The following is a 16,388-nucleotide window of genomic DNA, read 5'->3' as shown; positions in this document are numbered from 1 at the left end:
ATGTAAATTTACGTATTTAGATCAGGATGATCCCAGGCGTTAAATTCAGCCTTTATGTCATCATTTTCTTGCCCTTTGCAACATAACCACTCAAGCCCTGCACGTCTTTCCATAACGACCTCTTCGTCAAGTCCGGCAACCTTTTTACCGTTTATCCTTGCATCTACGCACGCCCAGTGGTAACGATAAACTAGGTCAAGTTTGCTTAAAATTTCATCCAAACTGCGCGGTTTTGAGCGGTTTTTGAGCCCACCCTCTCTAAAGACATCCATCACAAAATCACAGTCGCAAATTTTATCCATCTCTCCAATATCTTCAGCTATACCAAGTGCCCAAAGCAAGATCCAAAGCGACTCATATTTCCAGCCCATATTTACAGCCAAATTTATATCGGCTCTGCCCTCTACGACCTCTTTTTCTTTTACACTTAGATCGCCATAAAAATCGCCCAAAAAGTCTTTAGCCCAAGCTATCTCATCTTCACTTAAGTGGCCATTGTCGCGGATAGTGCAAGCGCACATGATCGCTGTAAATGAGCAAACCGCACGAGTAATGATCTCATCAACACTTCTTGGCGTAACTTCACTATTATCATACCTTAGTGGCAGACTCTCAAGCACAGCCACGCCCTCTTTTTTTAAAATTTTTATGCTCTCATCTTTTCTTTGTTGCGCTGTTTTTGGCATATCCGCACCTTTTTTAAAAATATCAAACACTCCCATTTTTATTCAAAAAACTCAGCGTTAAATTTCTCTTCGTTAAAATTTTTACCTAAAAATTTACAGGCTTCGATCATATCAGTTCTTGCTATTTCAAAGCAACTAGTAGCCCCAGGACTTGGAGTCATATTAAAACTTATGCCCTCGCCTGTGCTTATCTTGCCCTCGCCAAGCTCAAGGCACTTTTTATTACGGTCGATAACTTGCGGTCTTACGCCACCAAAATTTACAGCATAGCTCAGATCGTTTTCACTTAGGCTTGGTACGATCTTTCTAGCATCTTTTACAAATTCTTTTTTATTGATAAATGGTACTTCAAATAAGAAATTTCTCAAAATATAAGATCTGATGTCGCTATCTTTTAAGAGATTTGTAAAGACTTCAAAGACGTTTTTATCAAATTTTAGACATTTACAAAAGTCAAAAAAGCTTGAACAGCCGTGATATCTCTCTAGTTTTGGTATGACAAGAGCTGTTGGTCCAAAGCGAGTGTTGCCGTTAGCTAGGATATCTGGATCGCCGTGAAGCGCGGCAAATGGTAGCTTATCGTTTTGCACCATATAGACTTTGCCGTTTAGTAGGCGTTTTTTTGCGAAATAAAAGCTTCCAGCAACGGGCAATGTGCTAAGATGAAGCCCATAACCCATTTTGTGAGCCAAAAATAGCGAGTGTCCTCCAGCATCTACTACAACGTAGTTTGCGGTGATCACCTCGCCATCATTTATCTTTATGTGAAATGTATCACCCGCCTTTTTTATATCAGTTACTTCTGAGTTTAGGCTGATCTCATAACCATCTGCGCCTAAATTTAGCGCATTTTGCACAAGAGAGTTTGCTAAGCCGCCAAAGTCCATCGTCGTAAACTGCCCATTTTGCGTGCCTATGGCGATGATGTTTTCTGGCCTCTCATTGCCATTTGCGTCAAAAACGACGTTTGGTTCGATTTGTTTTAACTTCTCTTTGTCATAAATTTCAAGATAAGGAAAAAGCTCTCTAAAACTCTCATATCGCTCTTTCATGCGCTCTACTTCAGCATCTCCGATAGCTAGTGCCATCTTTTGATGAGCGAACATATATTTGCCATCAAGATTGTATTTTAGAGCATATTTTACTGGCATATTTGCCACACGAGAGACTTTTTTTGCCTTTTCTAGTGTGTAGTTTGTCTCGATATCGCCACAATGAATGGTTTGTGAGTTGCCTTTGCCGTTTGAATTTAGAGTAGCTACGCCGTCATATTTTTCTAAAAGTGCGACCTTTTTTATATCACTAAATGCAGCCAACTCATAAAAGAGCGCCGTCCCACTAATGCCTGCTCCGACAATTACCACTTCAAAGTGCTTCTGCCTCATTTTTTCTCCCAAAAAAGTTTAGTCGCCAAAATGATACTATATTAATTTTAAAACAAACAGCATAGTGAAAAAAGCTAGAATTTTTATATAAAAGAGAAATTTGGCAAGGTTCTCACCTTGCCTTGAAGTTAAAATTTATAAGATACGTTTACCTTAAAATTTCTACCTGGTTCCCAGTCTATGAAATTTGAGTCGCCTGTATATGTAGCCAATCTTTGAGATTGTGAAGTATAAGCTTTGTTAAAGAGGTTGTAAATTCCAGCGTTTATCTCAAGGCCTTTAAATTTACCGCTGCTTGGTGAATAGGTAGCGTAGATATCGCTAACTGCGTAGCTTGGTATATTCACACTTTCGTCATTACCAGCCGAGATGGTATTTTTTGATGCAAAGTAGATTAGGTTGTAGCCTACTAGCGTATCAATGCTAGAAAATGCATACTCTGCGTTAAATGTGTATTTATCGCCCTGATCTCGGTAGCCGATAACGTTTGAGGTGTAGTATCCGCCCCTTGCTGGGTTTGCTACTCTATCTTTATATTTTACATTTTGATGAGTGTAGCTAGCAGCTAGGCTTAGTGCGTCTAAATTTAGCCTTGCAAGTAGCTCAACGCCGCTTATATCAGCGCCACCAGCGTTTATCCTAACTAAAGTTTGATTTACACCTCCACCTGCTGCGTTGTTATCAACTATTAAATTTTTATATTTTGTCATGAAATATTTTGCAGAGAGGCTATATGAGCTAACTTCATTTATGTCGCCATGATATTTAAGACCAGTTTCGTAGCTATTACCAGTTGTCGCTTTTAGATCCTTATTTGCCGACCAATTTAAGGCTCTGCCCCTGCTGCTTCCACTTGCCATCATCGACTCCATGACATCAGGCCCTCTAAAGACTCTTGCATAGCTTGCAAATGCATTAAGCCCTTTAATGATCTCATAATCAAGCGCAAGCGCTGGGGTAAATTCATTAAATTTATAGGTGTAGCTCTTTACATTTCCAGCTCTGCCGTCGTAGCTTTTTAGCTCGTGATAGGTGTATCTGATGCCTGGTGTGATGGTTAGCGAGCTAAAATTTAGCGCATCTTCCGCATAGATTGAGTAGTTATTTACCTTTTCAGGATAGTGATTATTTGGCTTGTTAAAATTTTTACTTTGGTAAAACTCAGCGCCGTATCTAAGCGTCTGCGTCAAAGCGCCGGTCTCGACTATACTCTTAGCCTTTGCATTTATGCCGTTTGTCTTTACGCCTAAAATTTTTAAGACCGGATCATCTTTTTTATGCTCGGTATTATATGCCGTTACCTCTAAATTCAAAAGATTACTAGGCTTGTATTCGTATTTTAGCGTTGTCGTATCGCGCTCGTATTTGCGGTGGTCATCATTTGCATGCGAACTACCAAATTCTGCTCTTAAAGGATAAAGACCCTTAAATTCATTGTGCTCTCTTGAGATAGAAATTCTATGTGCATCAAGGAAGCTATAACCAAGCTTTAAAAGATAGCTAAGGTCGTTTCCATCGCCACCTATCTTTCTTTTATTGCCGCTTTTGCCATAGTCGTAGTCTTTGTGATTAATAGCGGCTATAAAGTCAAGTCCCTCAACCGGTGCAGTAAAGAGCATAAGACCTTGAGAAAATTCGCTGTTGTTTGAAGCGTATCCAGTCTTTATCTTTGCACCGATGATCTCACCATCATCAAGCAAGTCTTTTGCGTCAACCGTTTTAAAGGCGACCGAGCCACCAAGTGCGCCTGAGCCATTTACTACTGACCTTGAGCCAACTTCGACATCAACGGCTTTTATAAGATCTGGGTCGATTAGTAAATCGGCGTTGTGGTGAAACGTGTTTCCGTTTTGTTTAGCACCATCTATCGTGATGTTTAGGCCGCGGTCACTAACGCCCCTCATGTAAATTTTTTGATTCATACCGTTTGTTCCGCCTACGTAAACGCCAGGGATGTCTCTCATCACGTCTTTTGCTAGGCCAGCATTTCTGGTTGAAATTTTGATGTCATCAACTCCATATCCGCCACTGCTACTTGTTACCTCAACTCCGCTTAATACGCTCTCGTCTGCCCCGTTTGCACAAACTGCTATGCTTGCTGCAAGAGAGAGTTTAAATAAGCTTTTAAATCTCATATTTCCTCCTAATTTGGTTATTAAAGTTACTATTTTAATTTTATAACATAATTTTGATATTGAATATTATAATTTAAAATATAAATTTTGGGTAAATTTTCGGGTTTTTAGACAAAAATATAAATTATTTTTAAATTTTTAATTGTCCATTAATTTAATTAAATTCCGATATAAAGGACTAAATTAAATAATTTTATCAAAGTAGTAAATAAGGTTAATTTTTAATAGAAAAATTCTTAACTTTTATAGATAATTTTTATCAAAAAAGGCTTAAGAAATCTAAAATAAATTTTACTTTTTTAGCGCTCAGAATTTTTTTATAAACACTCTTAGATAGACTATGAAGAAATTTTAAAATTTAAATAAGATAGAGCAAAACTCTTGGATCTAATAGAAGTATCATGCAAATTTATTAGACGCCATTGAATACAAAAATGAAATATTCATTCATGCAAATAATATCTTTTTTCATATCTTTTAGCCTTAGACTTATGTTGGTGTCTTGCTAAAGTATCGGCAGTAGTACAAATATCATCCTATCAAGGCTAAAATTTTTCACATCTTCGCGCCAGTCATCCCAGTAGTAAAGCTAGCAAAATTTAGATATATCGCCGCATAGCCCCAGTATAAAAACTGCGAGTAGCCAAGCTGCGCATCTTCCCATTTGCCGCTTGTCTGGCATGCAGTAAAAGACATTGCCGGCTTTGCCACCAAAGGCACCGCCGTTTATCACGAAAAATTTATACAAAACATCGTTTGCCACGAACAAATTGCTAGACATCTACCTTGCCTCGCTAAAGTTTTTGCCAAGGTTAAAGCTGTAAATTCCGCGCTTCATCTGCTCACATCCTGAACCAAGTAGGTGCAGCCAACCTCCATTCATCACGATGCCACCATACCTATAAACAAACGCACCAATCGACGATCGAGTAGTTACCTGAAGCCCCAAAAGCTCGCTTTAAGCCCTGTTCTCGTCACGCGGTAAAATCTCGTAGCTATTTTTGGCCTCTTTTAGTCACTCTTCGACCAGCGCCCGCTGGCTATCTATGAGCTCATCTCAAAGCTCTTATTGCGCGTCCTTTTGGTCAAATTTGATGAAATTTAAAAGAAGGATTTGGCGAGTCGTCCCGCCAAATTTATGTCAGTAGATTATTTTGCGTCCCAAGCTAGGATCGTGTTGCCCTCGGCGTCGGTCGCCACGTCGCCCATGCCCATGATGTTGTAGCCGCAGTCGACGTAGTGTACCTCGCCGGTTACGCCGCTGGCTAGGTCGCTAAGCAGGTACATCGCACTGTTGCCGACGTCATGCGTCGTGACGTTGCGTTTTAGCGGACTATTTACCTCGTTGTAGCGTAAAATCATCCTAAAATCGCCTATGCCGCTTGCCGCAAGCGTTTTGATCGGACCCGCGCTGATCGCGTTTACGCGGATATTTCTAGCGCCAAGATCGTGTGCTAGGTAGCGCACCGAGCTTTCAAGAGCTGCTTTTGCGACGCCCATTACGTTGTAGTGAGGCACGAATTTTGGTCCGCCAAGATAGGTGAGCGTGAGCACCGAGCCGCCCTCTTTTAGCACCGGAAGTACCGCGCGCGTGAGGCTTAGCAGCGAATACACGCTCGTGCCCATCGCAATATCAAAGGCTTCTTTAGTCGTGTTTACGAACTCGCCCTCTAGCGTTTCTTTTGGTGCATAAGCCACGGCATGCACGACGAAATCTATCTCGCCGAGGTCTGCTTTGATACGATCCGCAAGCCCGTCAAGGTGAGCAGGATTGTTTACGTCAAGCTCATAGACAAATTTGCTCCCAAACTCCTCCGCGATCGGCTCTACGCGTTTTTTTAGCGCGTCGTTTAGGTAGGTAAACGCCATTTGCGCCCCCTGCTCGTGACAAGCTTCGGCGATGCCGTAAGCGATAGATTTGGCGTTAGCGACGCCGACGATGAGGCCTTTTTTTTCTTTTAAAATCATTCTTTCTCCTTTCTATTTTTGCTTGGCTTTTCTACTTATTCTGCGTTAAAATTTAAAAAATAATGCTCACGAACCATATGTTCGCTCCGCTTATTTTTTAAATTTTGCCTTGACTAAGCGAAAAATCCTGCGCAATTTGACTTAAAATTCTACAAATTAAAATTCGCGAAATCTCGCGAGACGCTAAATTTCAAACACAAATCGATAGCGACAGTATCGCGAAGCTAGACTAGGCGGCTTAAAATTTTGCGACGGGAGTTACCATACAGGTAATGACCGAGCAAAATTTTAAGACAACGAAGTATAGCGATGCGAGACAATGCGTATAAGCTCCAAAAACTTCGAAGCGTCCCAGCTCGCCGTACCTACTAGTACTCCATCGCAGTTTTTGATCCCCGCTATCCCGCCGATGTTTGCGACATTTACGCTGCCTCCGTAAAGAAGCAGCGCGCTCGTCTGCTCGCGGATGAAATTTAATATCTCCTCGATCTGCTCCGTGCCAGCACTTTTGCCCGTGCCTATCGCCCACACGGGCTCGTAGGCGATCAGCAACCGCTCGTAGCTAAGCTCGATATTTTTTAGCTGTTCTGCCAAAAACTCTTTCGTGCCGCCGGCTTCGTTCACGCTCAAATTTTCGCCGATGCAGTAAACGATCTGCCAGCCTGCCTTTACGGCGAAGTCAAATTTAGCGCGCAAAAGCTCCTCGCTCTCGCCTAGCTCGCGTCGTTCGGAGTGCCCTATCAGTACGCTTTTTACGCCAAACTCGTCCAGCATCGCCTTGCCGATCTCGCCGGTATGAGCGCCGCTTTCGCACGGATAGAAATTTTGCGCGCCGAGTTTAAATTTATGAGCCGTAAGATCAAGCGCGCTAAAGGGCGGAAACACCGTCACGTCGTCGTTTAAGCTTAAATTTGCGTCTAAAATTTGGGCGTACTCTTTAAAGCTCGCTCTCGTGTGATTGCACTTTAAATTTGCTAAAAACCTCACTCCGCAGCCTTTCTAAGCGGTTTTATGCCTGGTAGTTCCTTGCCCTCGATAAGCTCCAGACTCGCGCCGCCGCCAGTAGAGATAAAGGTCATCTCGTCGGCGTCTCCAGCGCGCTCGACCACGTCGGCCGTATCGCCGCCGCCCACGACCGTAGTCGCGTGAGTGTCGATGATGGCGTGGCTCATTTTGATGCTGCCTTTGCTAAATTTATCCATCTCAAAAACGCCCATCGGCCCGTTCCACCAGATGGTCTGCGCGTCGGCGATGACCTCTTTAAATAGCCTAATCGACGCCGGTCCGATATCAAGCCCCATCCAGCCGCTCGGAATTTCTTGCGCTGGGACGAATTTTACGGCGCTTTCGGCTGAAAAGGTCTGAGCCGCGACGACGTCCACCGGCAGGTAAATTTTAACGCCAAGCTCCCTACCCTTGCGCAAAATTTCGCGCGCGTCCTCGATGAGATCCTCTTCAAGTAGCGAATTTCCGATATTTTCACCGAGAGATTTTAGAAACGTAAACGCCATGCCACCGCCAATGATCAGTTTATCCACGCGCGGAAGCAGGTTGTGTAGGGCCTGCAGCTTGCCGCTTACCTTGCTGCCACCCACGACCGCGACGAACGGACGCGCAGGGTGTTTGATGAGATTTTGAGCGAAATTTATCTCCTTTTGCAGCAAAAATCCCGCCGCCTTGTGCTTTTCGTCGTAAAATTTGGTGATCGCCTCGACCGAACTGTGAGCCCTATGGCAGACGCCAAACGCGTCGTTTATGTAAAATTCGCCGTATTTAGCGAGCTCAGAAGCTAGCGCCTCATCGTTTTTGGTCTCGCCCTTTTCAAAGCGCAAATTTTCAAGAAGCAAAATTTCGCCCGGCTTCAGCGCGGCGGCTTTAGTTTTGGCGTCCGCGCCGATGACGTCCTCGGCAAATACAACCTCATGGCTCAGTAAAAGCGAGAGTCTTTTTGCGACGCCTCGCAGCGAAAATTTCTCCTCAAAGCCGTTTTTAGGTCGCCCCAGGTGGCTAGCCAAAACCACGCTGCAGCCGTTATCGAGGCAGTAGCGGATAGTAGGGATCGCCGAGCGGATACGGCGGTCGTCGGTGATGTTTAAAAACTCGTCCATCGGCACGTTAAAATCGCACCTAACAAATACCTTCGCGCCGCCGAGCTCAAGATCGTTGATCGATAAAATTTCACTCATTTTTCACCCTTTAAATTTACTTCGTAGCCACGATCTTAGCTAGGTCCACAAGCCTTGTCGAGTAGCCCCACTCGTTGTCGTACCATGCAAAGATCTTTACCATATCATCAGCGATGACCTGCGTAGTGTCGCTGGCTACGATGCTGCTGTATGCGCTCGTGCAAAAGTCGCTGCTAACTCTATAATCGTCATCGACAAACAAAATTCCCTTTAAATTTGACTCCGCAGCCGTTCTAAACGCCTCGTTTATCTCCTCTTTGCTAGCTGGTCTTTTTAAAACAGCCGTTAGATCGACCATAGAGACGTTAGCGACCGGTACGCGCACGCTTTGGCCGTGCATCTTGCCGTTTAGCTCGGGAAGTACTTTTGCGATAGCTTTGGCAGCTCCGGTGGTCGTAGGCCCGATATTTAGGGCTGCAGCGCGCGAGCGGCGGAAGTCTTTGGCCTTCACGTCAACCAAGCTTTGGCCGTTTGTGTAGGCGTGGATCGTAGTCATTAGCCCTTTTACGATGCCAAATTTATCGTTTAGTACCTTTGCGACGGGCGCTAGGCCGTTTGTGGTGCAGCTTGCGTTTGAGACGATCGCTTCGCCTGCGTATTTATCGTCGTTTACGCCGACTACGAACGTCGCCGTGTCGTCTTTAGCCGGAGCGCTCATGACGACTTTTTTGATACCGCGAGCTAGATACGGTTCGCATTTTTCAGTGGTCAAAAACTTGCCCGTGCACTCCAAAACCACGTCTACACCGTAGTCTGCATAGCTAAGCTCGTTTAGATCTCTTGTTGAAAAAACTCTTATCTTTTTGCCGTTTACTTCTATAAAATCGTCGTTTATCACCTTAACGTCTTGCTTAAATTCGCCGTGCACGCTGTCGTATTTGAGCAGATAGCGCGTCATGTCGCGCGTCGCCGTGTCGTTGATAGCGACAAGCTCAACGTCGTCTCGCTCTAAAATAATACGAGCAGCGCACCTGCCGATACGCCCGAAGCCGTTTATTGCTACTTTAACTGACATCTTAGCTCCTTTTGATATAATTACGCCTAATTCTACAAAAAAGAATTTTAAAACAAATATAAACAAGGCACTTTAATAGATGAAGTTAGCACTTTTTGGCGGGAGCTTTGATCCGGTTCATTTAGGACACGATAGCATTGTGAAAATGGCACTAAGTGGCCTTGATGTCGACAAGCTCATCATCATGCCAACTTTTATAAGTCCTTTTAAGAGTGAATTTTCAGCTCCGCCAGAGCTTCGACTAAAGTGGATAAGAGAAATTTGGGGCGGCCTAGAGAAGGTCGAGATCTCAGACTATGAGATAAATTTAGCTCGCCCGGTGCCTACCATAGAGACGGTTAAGTATTTGTATGAGAAATTCAAGATAGAGAAATTTTATCTCATAATAGGCGCGGACCACCTAGCCACGCTTGATAAGTGGCACGGATATGAGGAGCTAAAAAATTTAGTGCAGTTTGTGATCGCCAAGCGCAATCACATAGAAATTCCGCGAAATTTACAAAAAATGGACGTGCACGTGGATGTTAGCTCGTCGCAGATCAGGCATCAAAAAGGGCTTGATGAGCTACCTAGCGAGATAAAAGATGAGATCATAAATTTTTACCAAGGATTTAAAATGCAAGAGAGATCAATGCAAGAGCGCACCGAAAGTATAGTTAAGGTTTTAGACGCAAAAAAGGCTGAAGAGATACAAGTGTTTGATATGAGCGGAGATGATTATTTCGTAAAGGCCGTAGTTATCGCTACAACGCTTGGCGAGAGGCACGCTTACTCACTGAGCGAGGATCTAAAAGAGGAGTTAAAGCCTCTTGGAGAGAAATTTATAGGCACTGAGAGCTCGCCTGATTGGATTGTGATGGACCTTGGCGACATTTTGATACATCTTTTAAGCCCAGCTTACAGAGCAAAATACAACATCGAAGAGTTTTTGCAAAAGCTAAAAACTAGCAAAGAGTCTTAACAAACACAAGCGATGAGCAAATAAGCCATAAAAATATAAAAAATGCTAGCAAAAATGGCTTTTTGCCCGTCGCTTTAAATATACTCCTATCTATCCCAAACCCCAAAGCGCACATCGCAACACAAAGGCAGATACTAGCAGCTAGCTTTAAAATTTGTACCAAAATTTCAGAGAAAAATGGCAAAGATCTAACGCAGATCGCCACTAAGAAAAATAGCGCAAACCATGGTATGCTCTTTAGCTTTGAGCCGCCGCTATTTTGGCTTAAATTTAAGAAATTTAGCAAAAACAAAAATGGTACTAGCATGATGACACGAAGCATTTTTATGATGACGGCGGTGCTGCTTGCTGTGCTATCAAATGCTGCTGAGGCTGCGACTACATGGGCTACCTCATGAAGTGAGCCACCGATAAAAAAGCCGGTTTGGTGTGGCGTGAGAGCTAGAAATTTAGCGATAAATGGATAGATAAACATACCAATCGTCCCAAAGAGCACCACCGTGCAAATGGCGATAGCAAGCTTGTTTGCGTCTGCTTTTATCTCATTTTGAGTAGCCATAACAGCAGCTGCGCCGCATATGCTTGCCCCTGAGCCAATGAGCACGGCACTATCTTTGCTAAGCCCCAAAGCCTTAGCGGTAAAAAGCGCAAAGCAAAAGGTCGCAAATACCATAAAAGCTGCATATATCACGCCTAGAGTGCCAACACTTGCGATCTCGCTAAGGCTTATGTTAAAGCCAAAAAGTATGATGCCAAGCCTTAAAATTTGCTTTCCAGCGACCGCTACGACGCCGCTTGATTTTAAAATTTGAGTCTGTTTGGTGAAAAGATTTGCAAAAATGGCGCCAAGAATGATCGAGATGATGAGCGGGCTGGTGTGAAATTTAGCCAAAACCGTGTTTGAAAGTGCAAAAGAAATGGCACAGATTAGCGCCAGAACAAGCACAGCAAGAAATTTATGAGACATATTTTAACCTTAATCTATTTTTTAAAAATGCAATTAGCACGTTTGGGTATAATTAGACGAATTTTATAATGCAAATTTAAAATAAAGATAAAGGGATAGGCCCATGATCATCCTTGGCGAAAAATATACTTTCACCAAACTCGAGCTAGAGAAGCTTAGGAAGAAATTTGGCCAGGTAAATTTTTTATCCCATGAAAATAGCGACGCAAAAGCCTTGCGAAGCGCACTAGAAAATCTCATAAAATCAGGCGATCAAAGGCTAATCGTGCTAAATACCGCAAAGCCAGTTGATGGCAAACTGGTGAGATTTCTCACGCTTTTGCAGTTTAAAACGAAGTATAAAAAGATAAAATTTCTAAACGTAGAGAATTTTTTAGAAATTTATCTGCACAAATGTTATATCCCAGAAAATGGGGAAAATTTAAACTTTTTAAACGACATCAAGCCTTATAATGCCCTTGAATACGCCTTAAAACGTGTGATCGACTATGTAAGCTGCTCGATGCTTCTTGTGATGCTTTTTGTGCTTAAATTTTATGTAAAGAAAAAGATAGACGAGCAGTCCCCTGGTAGCCTTTACTTCTTGCAAAACAGGGTTGGGCTGGGCAACAGAGAATTTGAATGCATCAAATTTCGCTCGATGATGGAAGATGCCGAGAAAGATGGGGCAAAATTTGCTAGTGAAAATGATGAAAGAGTATTTGAGTTTGGCGAATTTATGCGAAAAACTCGTATAGACGAGGTGCCGCAGTGTATAAATGTCTTTCGAGGGCAAATGCATCTGATAGGACCAAGGCCTGAGCGAAGACACTGGATAAATTTCTTTGAAAAAGAGATACCTTACTACAATGAACGTCACATCGTTCGACCTGGTATCACGGGCTGGGCACAGGTAAACTACCCTTATGGCTCAAATACACACGACGCCAGGCAAAAGCTGATGTATGATCTTTACTACATAAAGCACTGGTCACTTTGGCTGGAGATAAAGATTATAGTAAAAACTATTGCGATTGTATTTGAGAAAAAAGGTGTTTAAATTCTCAAGAGCATCATGAGTTTGAGATATTTTTAAATAAACCTTTTTTCAAATTTAATTTTATTGTATTTAGCCAAAATTCTACATCCTATCTTTAGCTGTGATTCCCATTATGTTAAATGCTGTTTTTATCGAGATAGCGACAACTGCAAAAACTTTTAGCAAGCTATCTTCGTTTTCATTTCCAACCACACGGTTTTCATTATAAAATTTATGAAAACTAGCAGCTAGTGACTTCAAATAGTCTGGGATCTTTTGAAGCTGCCTTGAGATAAAAGCATCCTCTAAAATTTCAGGTAAGATTAGCGCTTCAAAAAGTAAATTTTTAGCATTTTCGTCTAGGTATTCGAAGTTTGCATTGATTACATCTTGAACATTTTTCCCAGCCTTTGCGAAGACTTGATTTATCCTAGCATGAGCATAGTTTATATAAAAAATCGGATTTGAGCTGTCCTCTTTTTTAAGCTCATCTACGTCAAATTCCAAACTACTCGTATTTGCCTTGCTTATAAAGATAAATCTAAGCGCCTCAGCACCGATCTCACTTACGATATCGCTCATCAGCACGGCATTACCAGCGCGCTTGCTCATCTTGTATGGCTTACCATCTTTTAGCAGGCTAACCATCTGCATGAGTATCACTTCAAGCTTGTTTTCATCATATCCAAGGAAATTTATTGCAGCTTTTAACCTCGCGATATATCCATGGTGGTCTGCACCCCAAATATTTATGTAGTGATCGAAATTTTTCTCAAATTTAGCATTGTGGTAGATGATATCACCAGCTAAATATGTCGGTCTGCCGTCATTTCTAACGACAACCCTATCATTATCATCGCCAAGTGTGGTCGAAGCGATATAAGTAGCGCCCTCTTTTTCATACATTTGATTTGAACGTTTTAGCTTGTTTATAGTTGGCTCTAGGCCGTCATAAAGAGCCTTTTCACTAGCCCAGCTCTCTATAAATATCCCAACATCTGCTAAATCTTTTTTGATGATCTCAAGCACGATATCCTTGCCAAACTCGGCAAGCTCGAGGTTTCTACTCTCATCATAAAAAATTTCCCTACCAAATTTCTCATTTGCAAGCTTAGCGATATCTAAAATATAATCTCCGCGGTAGTATTTCTCTGGATAGACGATGCTTTCATTAAAAAGCTGCTCTTTTGCCGCAAGCGATATCGAAGTACCAAGCAGATCTATTTGATTACCAGCATCGTTTATATAGTATTCTGTTGAGATAGCATAGCCAAGTCTTTTGCCAAGTCTTGCCAAAGTATCACCGTAAACTGCGCCTCTAACATGCCCGATGTGAAGCGGTCCAGTTGGATTTGCACTGATGTATTCTATTAAATAGCTATCTTTTTTCGCATCTTCTTTTGCAAAATTTTCGCTATCTAACAAAATTTGCTTTGAAATTTCATCTAAAAACTCGCTTTTTAGCTTGAAATTTAAGTAGCCATTTACCGCACTGGCTTCGACTATCTTGCTATCACTAAATTTATCAGCAAACTCGCTAGCTATCATGGCCGGCGACTTTCTTAGCTCCTTTGCAAGGCCAAAAAGTGGCGTTGCATAGTGGGCTAAATTTTTATCCTTTGGCTTTTCAAGCACAAATTCACGCTCTAAAACCTTTGAAATTTCAGCTTTTATTTTATTTTTCAACTCTAAAACCTATGCGTTTTTAGTTGTTTCTTCTATTTTTTGACTAGCAGCACTCTCTTCTTTATGTTCGACTTTCTCACTTTTTTCAGGTGTTGCATCTTCCATCTCAGCTTTAAAAGTCTTTATGCCTTTGCCTAGTCCTTTTGCAAGTTCTGGGATCTTCTTTGCTCCAAAAAGTAAAACAATAATCGCTAAAACAACTAGCCAGTGACCAATACTAAAAGAACCCATTTTTTCTCCTCAATAAATTTTTCAAAATGTTATCATAAATTCCTGAATTTCTAGCAATCTATCCACTCATCAATAACGCGCCTTAAGTCTATTTTCGTACTTTTTAGCCTCATCGCTCTAAGAATTGATTTTAGGCCTTTATAACTCTTTTCAATGTCATCATTTACCAAAAAATAATCATATTCTAAGATGTGCTCCATCTCACCAACTGCGTTCATTAGGCGATTTTCTATCGTCTCGTCGCTATCTGTTCCGCGGTTTTTCAAGCGTTTTTTAAGCTCTTTTTTATTTGCAGTCGTGATAAAAACTGAAGTTATATAGCTTTTAAATTTCTCAAGTGCGATGTGAAAGCCTTGCACGTCAATGTCAAATATAACTATCTTGCCAGCCTCAAGTGCTGCCAAAACAGGCTTTAGACTCGTGCCATAATAGTTTTTATGTACCTGCGCCCATTCTAAAAATTCACCCTTTTCTATGCCGCTTTTAAACTCATCTTCTTTTATAAAATAGTAATCCACTCCATCGACTTCGCCTTCTCTTTTTGCCCTTGTCGTGCTTGAAATAGAAAAATAAAGATCCTTCTCTTCCTTTAAAAGACGACCCAAAAGCGTACTTTTTCCACTTCCGCTAGGCCCAGAAATTACTAAAATTTGTCCTTGCAACTACTTTTCCTCAAAACTTATATTTATCTTTATATTCATATCTTTTAGCACATCTCTTAGCGAGCTTTCATTTAACGACTCATGGACATGTTTTGTGATCTTTTTGGTTAGCTCTTCTTTATAGTCAGCATCGATTTTTGTTTCATCGCATGAGCTAGTTTGTGGTGCATTATTTAATCCAAATGCTGCTTGCATCGTATTTTCATCTATTTCTTCAATAGACGCTACATCAAAATTTGGGCTACCCAACGTCTCTTCTTTAAAATTTTCTTCCTCAAACACCTCATCTACCATACCTAGATCTTCTTGAGCAAGGACTTCTTCAGAAATTTCTTCATGATCTTCTTTAGTTGGCTCTTTTTCAAGGTCTATATCTTCGTCTAAAGAAATCTTCTCTGCTTCTTTGGTAGATTCTTCATCTATATCTTCCTCTAAATTTTGGCTAGCTTCATCTATCAAATTTGCCTCGCTGCTTTCAGGCTCAAAATTTTCATCATTGCCAAAATCAGTCTCTAGCTCATCAAAATTTTCGCTATCTTCGCTAGATTCTTCGTTTAGCTCTTTATCCAAAGACTCGATCTCGCTGAGCTCTTTTTTACTTTGACTTATATCATCTACAAAATCTTCATTAAGCTCGGCAGTTTCTAAATTTTGAGAATTTTGCTCGACCATTTTATCAAGCTCGTTTTTAGCCTCTTCATCAGCCAAGTCGCTCTCACCCATATCATCTATCTCATCCACAAGCGAACTAAGCTCATCAAAGTCATTGCTATGCTCTTCTTTTATCACAGGCGGCTCATTATTTTGCTCTAAGGATTTATCCAGATCTTCTGAATCAGCCATATATTTGCTAGCTATGTCATTTATCATATCATCATCTATGAGTTCAGTGTCTGTTTCATCAAAACTGATATCTTTATCCTTTAAATCCTCGGTCTCTAGCTCACTTAGCTCCTCTTTTAAAAACTCATCATCTAAAGCCTCATTATCAAATTTATCTGCCTTATCATCTTCTTTTGCTAAATTTTCAAGTCCCATATCAATTTCTGGAAGCTCAAAATTTTCTAAATCATCAAAGTTTTTATTGCTTTCGTCAAAGTCATTAAAATTTGCAGACTCATCTAGTCCAAGCTCAAGTTCTTTATCATTGTCAGTATTTTTGTTTTGTTCAAATAAACTAATAAATTCTGTTGGTAAAAAGGGCTTTTCAAGCATAACATCAGCAAAATCTGGCTTTTCACCGCCTCTAGGTGCTAGATACATTATCTTTTGATTTAAATTAACATCGCTGCTATCCATATCACTATCGATGATAATATAATCAAATTGATCTCCAACACTATTAACATCGTCAAATTCGCTATATTCTATGCCTAGCTTATTTAAACTTAACGTTATAAGGCGAGAAACTGCGGGGTTTTTGTTTACAAGTGCAACTTTCATGATCCCTCCTTGAAGAGCTTGAGGCTGTATTCTATGATAAATTTC

Annotated in this window: 15 protein-coding genes and 1 pseudogene; 2 read left to right on the top strand and 14 right to left on the bottom strand. The window is 41.4% G+C overall.

From position 1 onward, the window contains the following. Positions 1-8: 8 nt before the first annotated feature. The 9 genes and pseudogenes from CVS84_RS04815 to gap all read right to left on the bottom strand — a co-directional run bounded on the left by CVS84_RS04815 (position 9) and on the right by gap (position 9,375). Positions 9-686, bottom strand: coding sequence for a DUF4272 domain-containing protein (locus CVS84_RS04815; protein ID WP_234411902.1), 678 nt, complete (start codon positions 684-686; stop codon positions 9-11). A 38-nt stretch (positions 687-724) separates the two neighbouring features. Next, on the bottom strand, positions 725-2,071 hold the full coding sequence (locus CVS84_RS04810) for an FAD-dependent oxidoreductase (RefSeq protein WP_107691385.1): 1,347 nt from the start codon (positions 2,069-2,071) through the stop codon (positions 725-727). A gap of 128 nt (positions 2,072-2,199) precedes the next feature. Further along, entirely contained in the window at positions 2,200-4,206 is a 2,007-nt protein-coding gene (locus CVS84_RS04805) for a TonB-dependent receptor domain-containing protein (RefSeq protein WP_107691384.1), read from the bottom strand. A gap of 555 nt (positions 4,207-4,761) precedes the next feature. Continuing rightward, the gene (locus CVS84_RS09630; protein ID WP_234411906.1) at positions 4,762-4,902 is read right to left on the bottom strand and encodes a hypothetical protein; all 141 of its coding nucleotides are present in this window, start codon (positions 4,900-4,902) and stop codon (positions 4,762-4,764) included. Between the two features lie 28 nt (positions 4,903-4,930). Further along, positions 4,931-5,155: pseudogene (locus CVS84_RS09625) on the bottom strand (DUF2625 family protein); the annotation flags it as partial. A gap of 200 nt (positions 5,156-5,355) precedes the next feature. Beyond that, positions 5,356-6,174, bottom strand: a complete 819-nt coding sequence (gene fabI / locus CVS84_RS04795) for an enoyl-ACP reductase FabI (protein ID WP_107691383.1) — start codon at positions 6,172-6,174, stop codon at positions 5,356-5,358. A 288-nt stretch (positions 6,175-6,462) separates the two neighbouring features. Then, positions 6,463-7,161, bottom strand: coding sequence for a triose-phosphate isomerase (locus CVS84_RS04790; RefSeq protein ID WP_107691382.1), 699 nt, complete (start codon positions 7,159-7,161; stop codon positions 6,463-6,465). Beyond that, positions 7,158-8,360, bottom strand: a complete 1,203-nt coding sequence (locus CVS84_RS04785; RefSeq protein WP_107691381.1) for a phosphoglycerate kinase — start codon at positions 8,358-8,360, stop codon at positions 7,158-7,160. Before CVS84_RS04785 ends, CVS84_RS04790 begins: the two co-directional genes overlap by 4 nt. Before the next feature lie 16 nt (positions 8,361-8,376). Beyond that, entirely contained in the window at positions 8,377-9,375 is a 999-nt protein-coding gene (gene gap / locus CVS84_RS04780) for a type I glyceraldehyde-3-phosphate dehydrogenase (RefSeq protein ID WP_107691380.1), read from the bottom strand. Between the two features lie 79 nt (positions 9,376-9,454). Here gap and nadD point away from each other — a divergent pair, with 79 nt between their 5' ends. Then, positions 9,455-10,336 (top strand): nicotinate (nicotinamide) nucleotide adenylyltransferase, encoded by an 882-nt coding sequence (gene nadD, locus CVS84_RS04775; protein WP_107691379.1) that lies wholly within the window; start codon positions 9,455-9,457, stop codon positions 10,334-10,336. Here nadD and CVS84_RS04770 read toward each other — a convergent pair. After that, positions 10,320-11,303, bottom strand: coding sequence for a YeiH family protein (locus CVS84_RS04770; protein ID WP_107691378.1), 984 nt, complete (start codon positions 11,301-11,303; stop codon positions 10,320-10,322). The genes nadD and CVS84_RS04770 overlap by 17 nt on opposite strands. A 103-nt stretch (positions 11,304-11,406) precedes the next feature. Between CVS84_RS04770 and CVS84_RS04765 the strand changes: the two genes are divergently transcribed. Continuing rightward, positions 11,407-12,342, top strand: a complete 936-nt coding sequence (locus tag CVS84_RS04765; RefSeq protein ID WP_107691377.1) for a sugar transferase — start codon at positions 11,407-11,409, stop codon at positions 12,340-12,342. An 81-nt stretch (positions 12,343-12,423) separates the two neighbouring features. On the opposite strand, the gene argS is transcribed toward CVS84_RS04765, so the two are convergent. Genes argS through CVS84_RS04745 form a run of 4 tightly spaced genes read right to left on the bottom strand, consistent with a single transcriptional unit; the run spans position 12,424 to position 16,343 of the window. Next, positions 12,424-14,007: an arginine--tRNA ligase gene (argS, locus tag CVS84_RS04760; RefSeq protein WP_107691376.1), complete on the bottom strand. Its 1,584-nt coding sequence runs from the start codon at positions 14,005-14,007 to the stop codon at positions 12,424-12,426. Positions 14,008-14,016: 9 nt separating this feature from the next. Continuing rightward, positions 14,017-14,238, bottom strand: coding sequence for a twin-arginine translocase TatA/TatE family subunit (gene tatA, locus CVS84_RS04755; protein ID WP_107691375.1), 222 nt, complete (start codon positions 14,236-14,238; stop codon positions 14,017-14,019). Positions 14,239-14,288: 50 nt separating this feature from the next. Next, entirely contained in the window at positions 14,289-14,900 is a 612-nt protein-coding gene (gene gmk / locus CVS84_RS04750; protein ID WP_107691374.1) for a guanylate kinase, read from the bottom strand. Further along, positions 14,901-16,343, bottom strand: a complete 1,443-nt coding sequence (locus CVS84_RS04745; RefSeq protein WP_107691373.1) for a Highly acidic protein — start codon at positions 16,341-16,343, stop codon at positions 14,901-14,903. It abuts the gene before it with no gap. Positions 16,344-16,388 lie beyond the last annotated feature (45 nt).

This window comes from Campylobacter concisus, assembly GCF_003048575.1.
Taxonomy (GTDB): domain Bacteria; phylum Campylobacterota; class Campylobacteria; order Campylobacterales; family Campylobacteraceae; genus Campylobacter_A; species Campylobacter_A concisus_U.
This window is presented reverse-complemented; position numbering and strand designations above follow the sequence as displayed.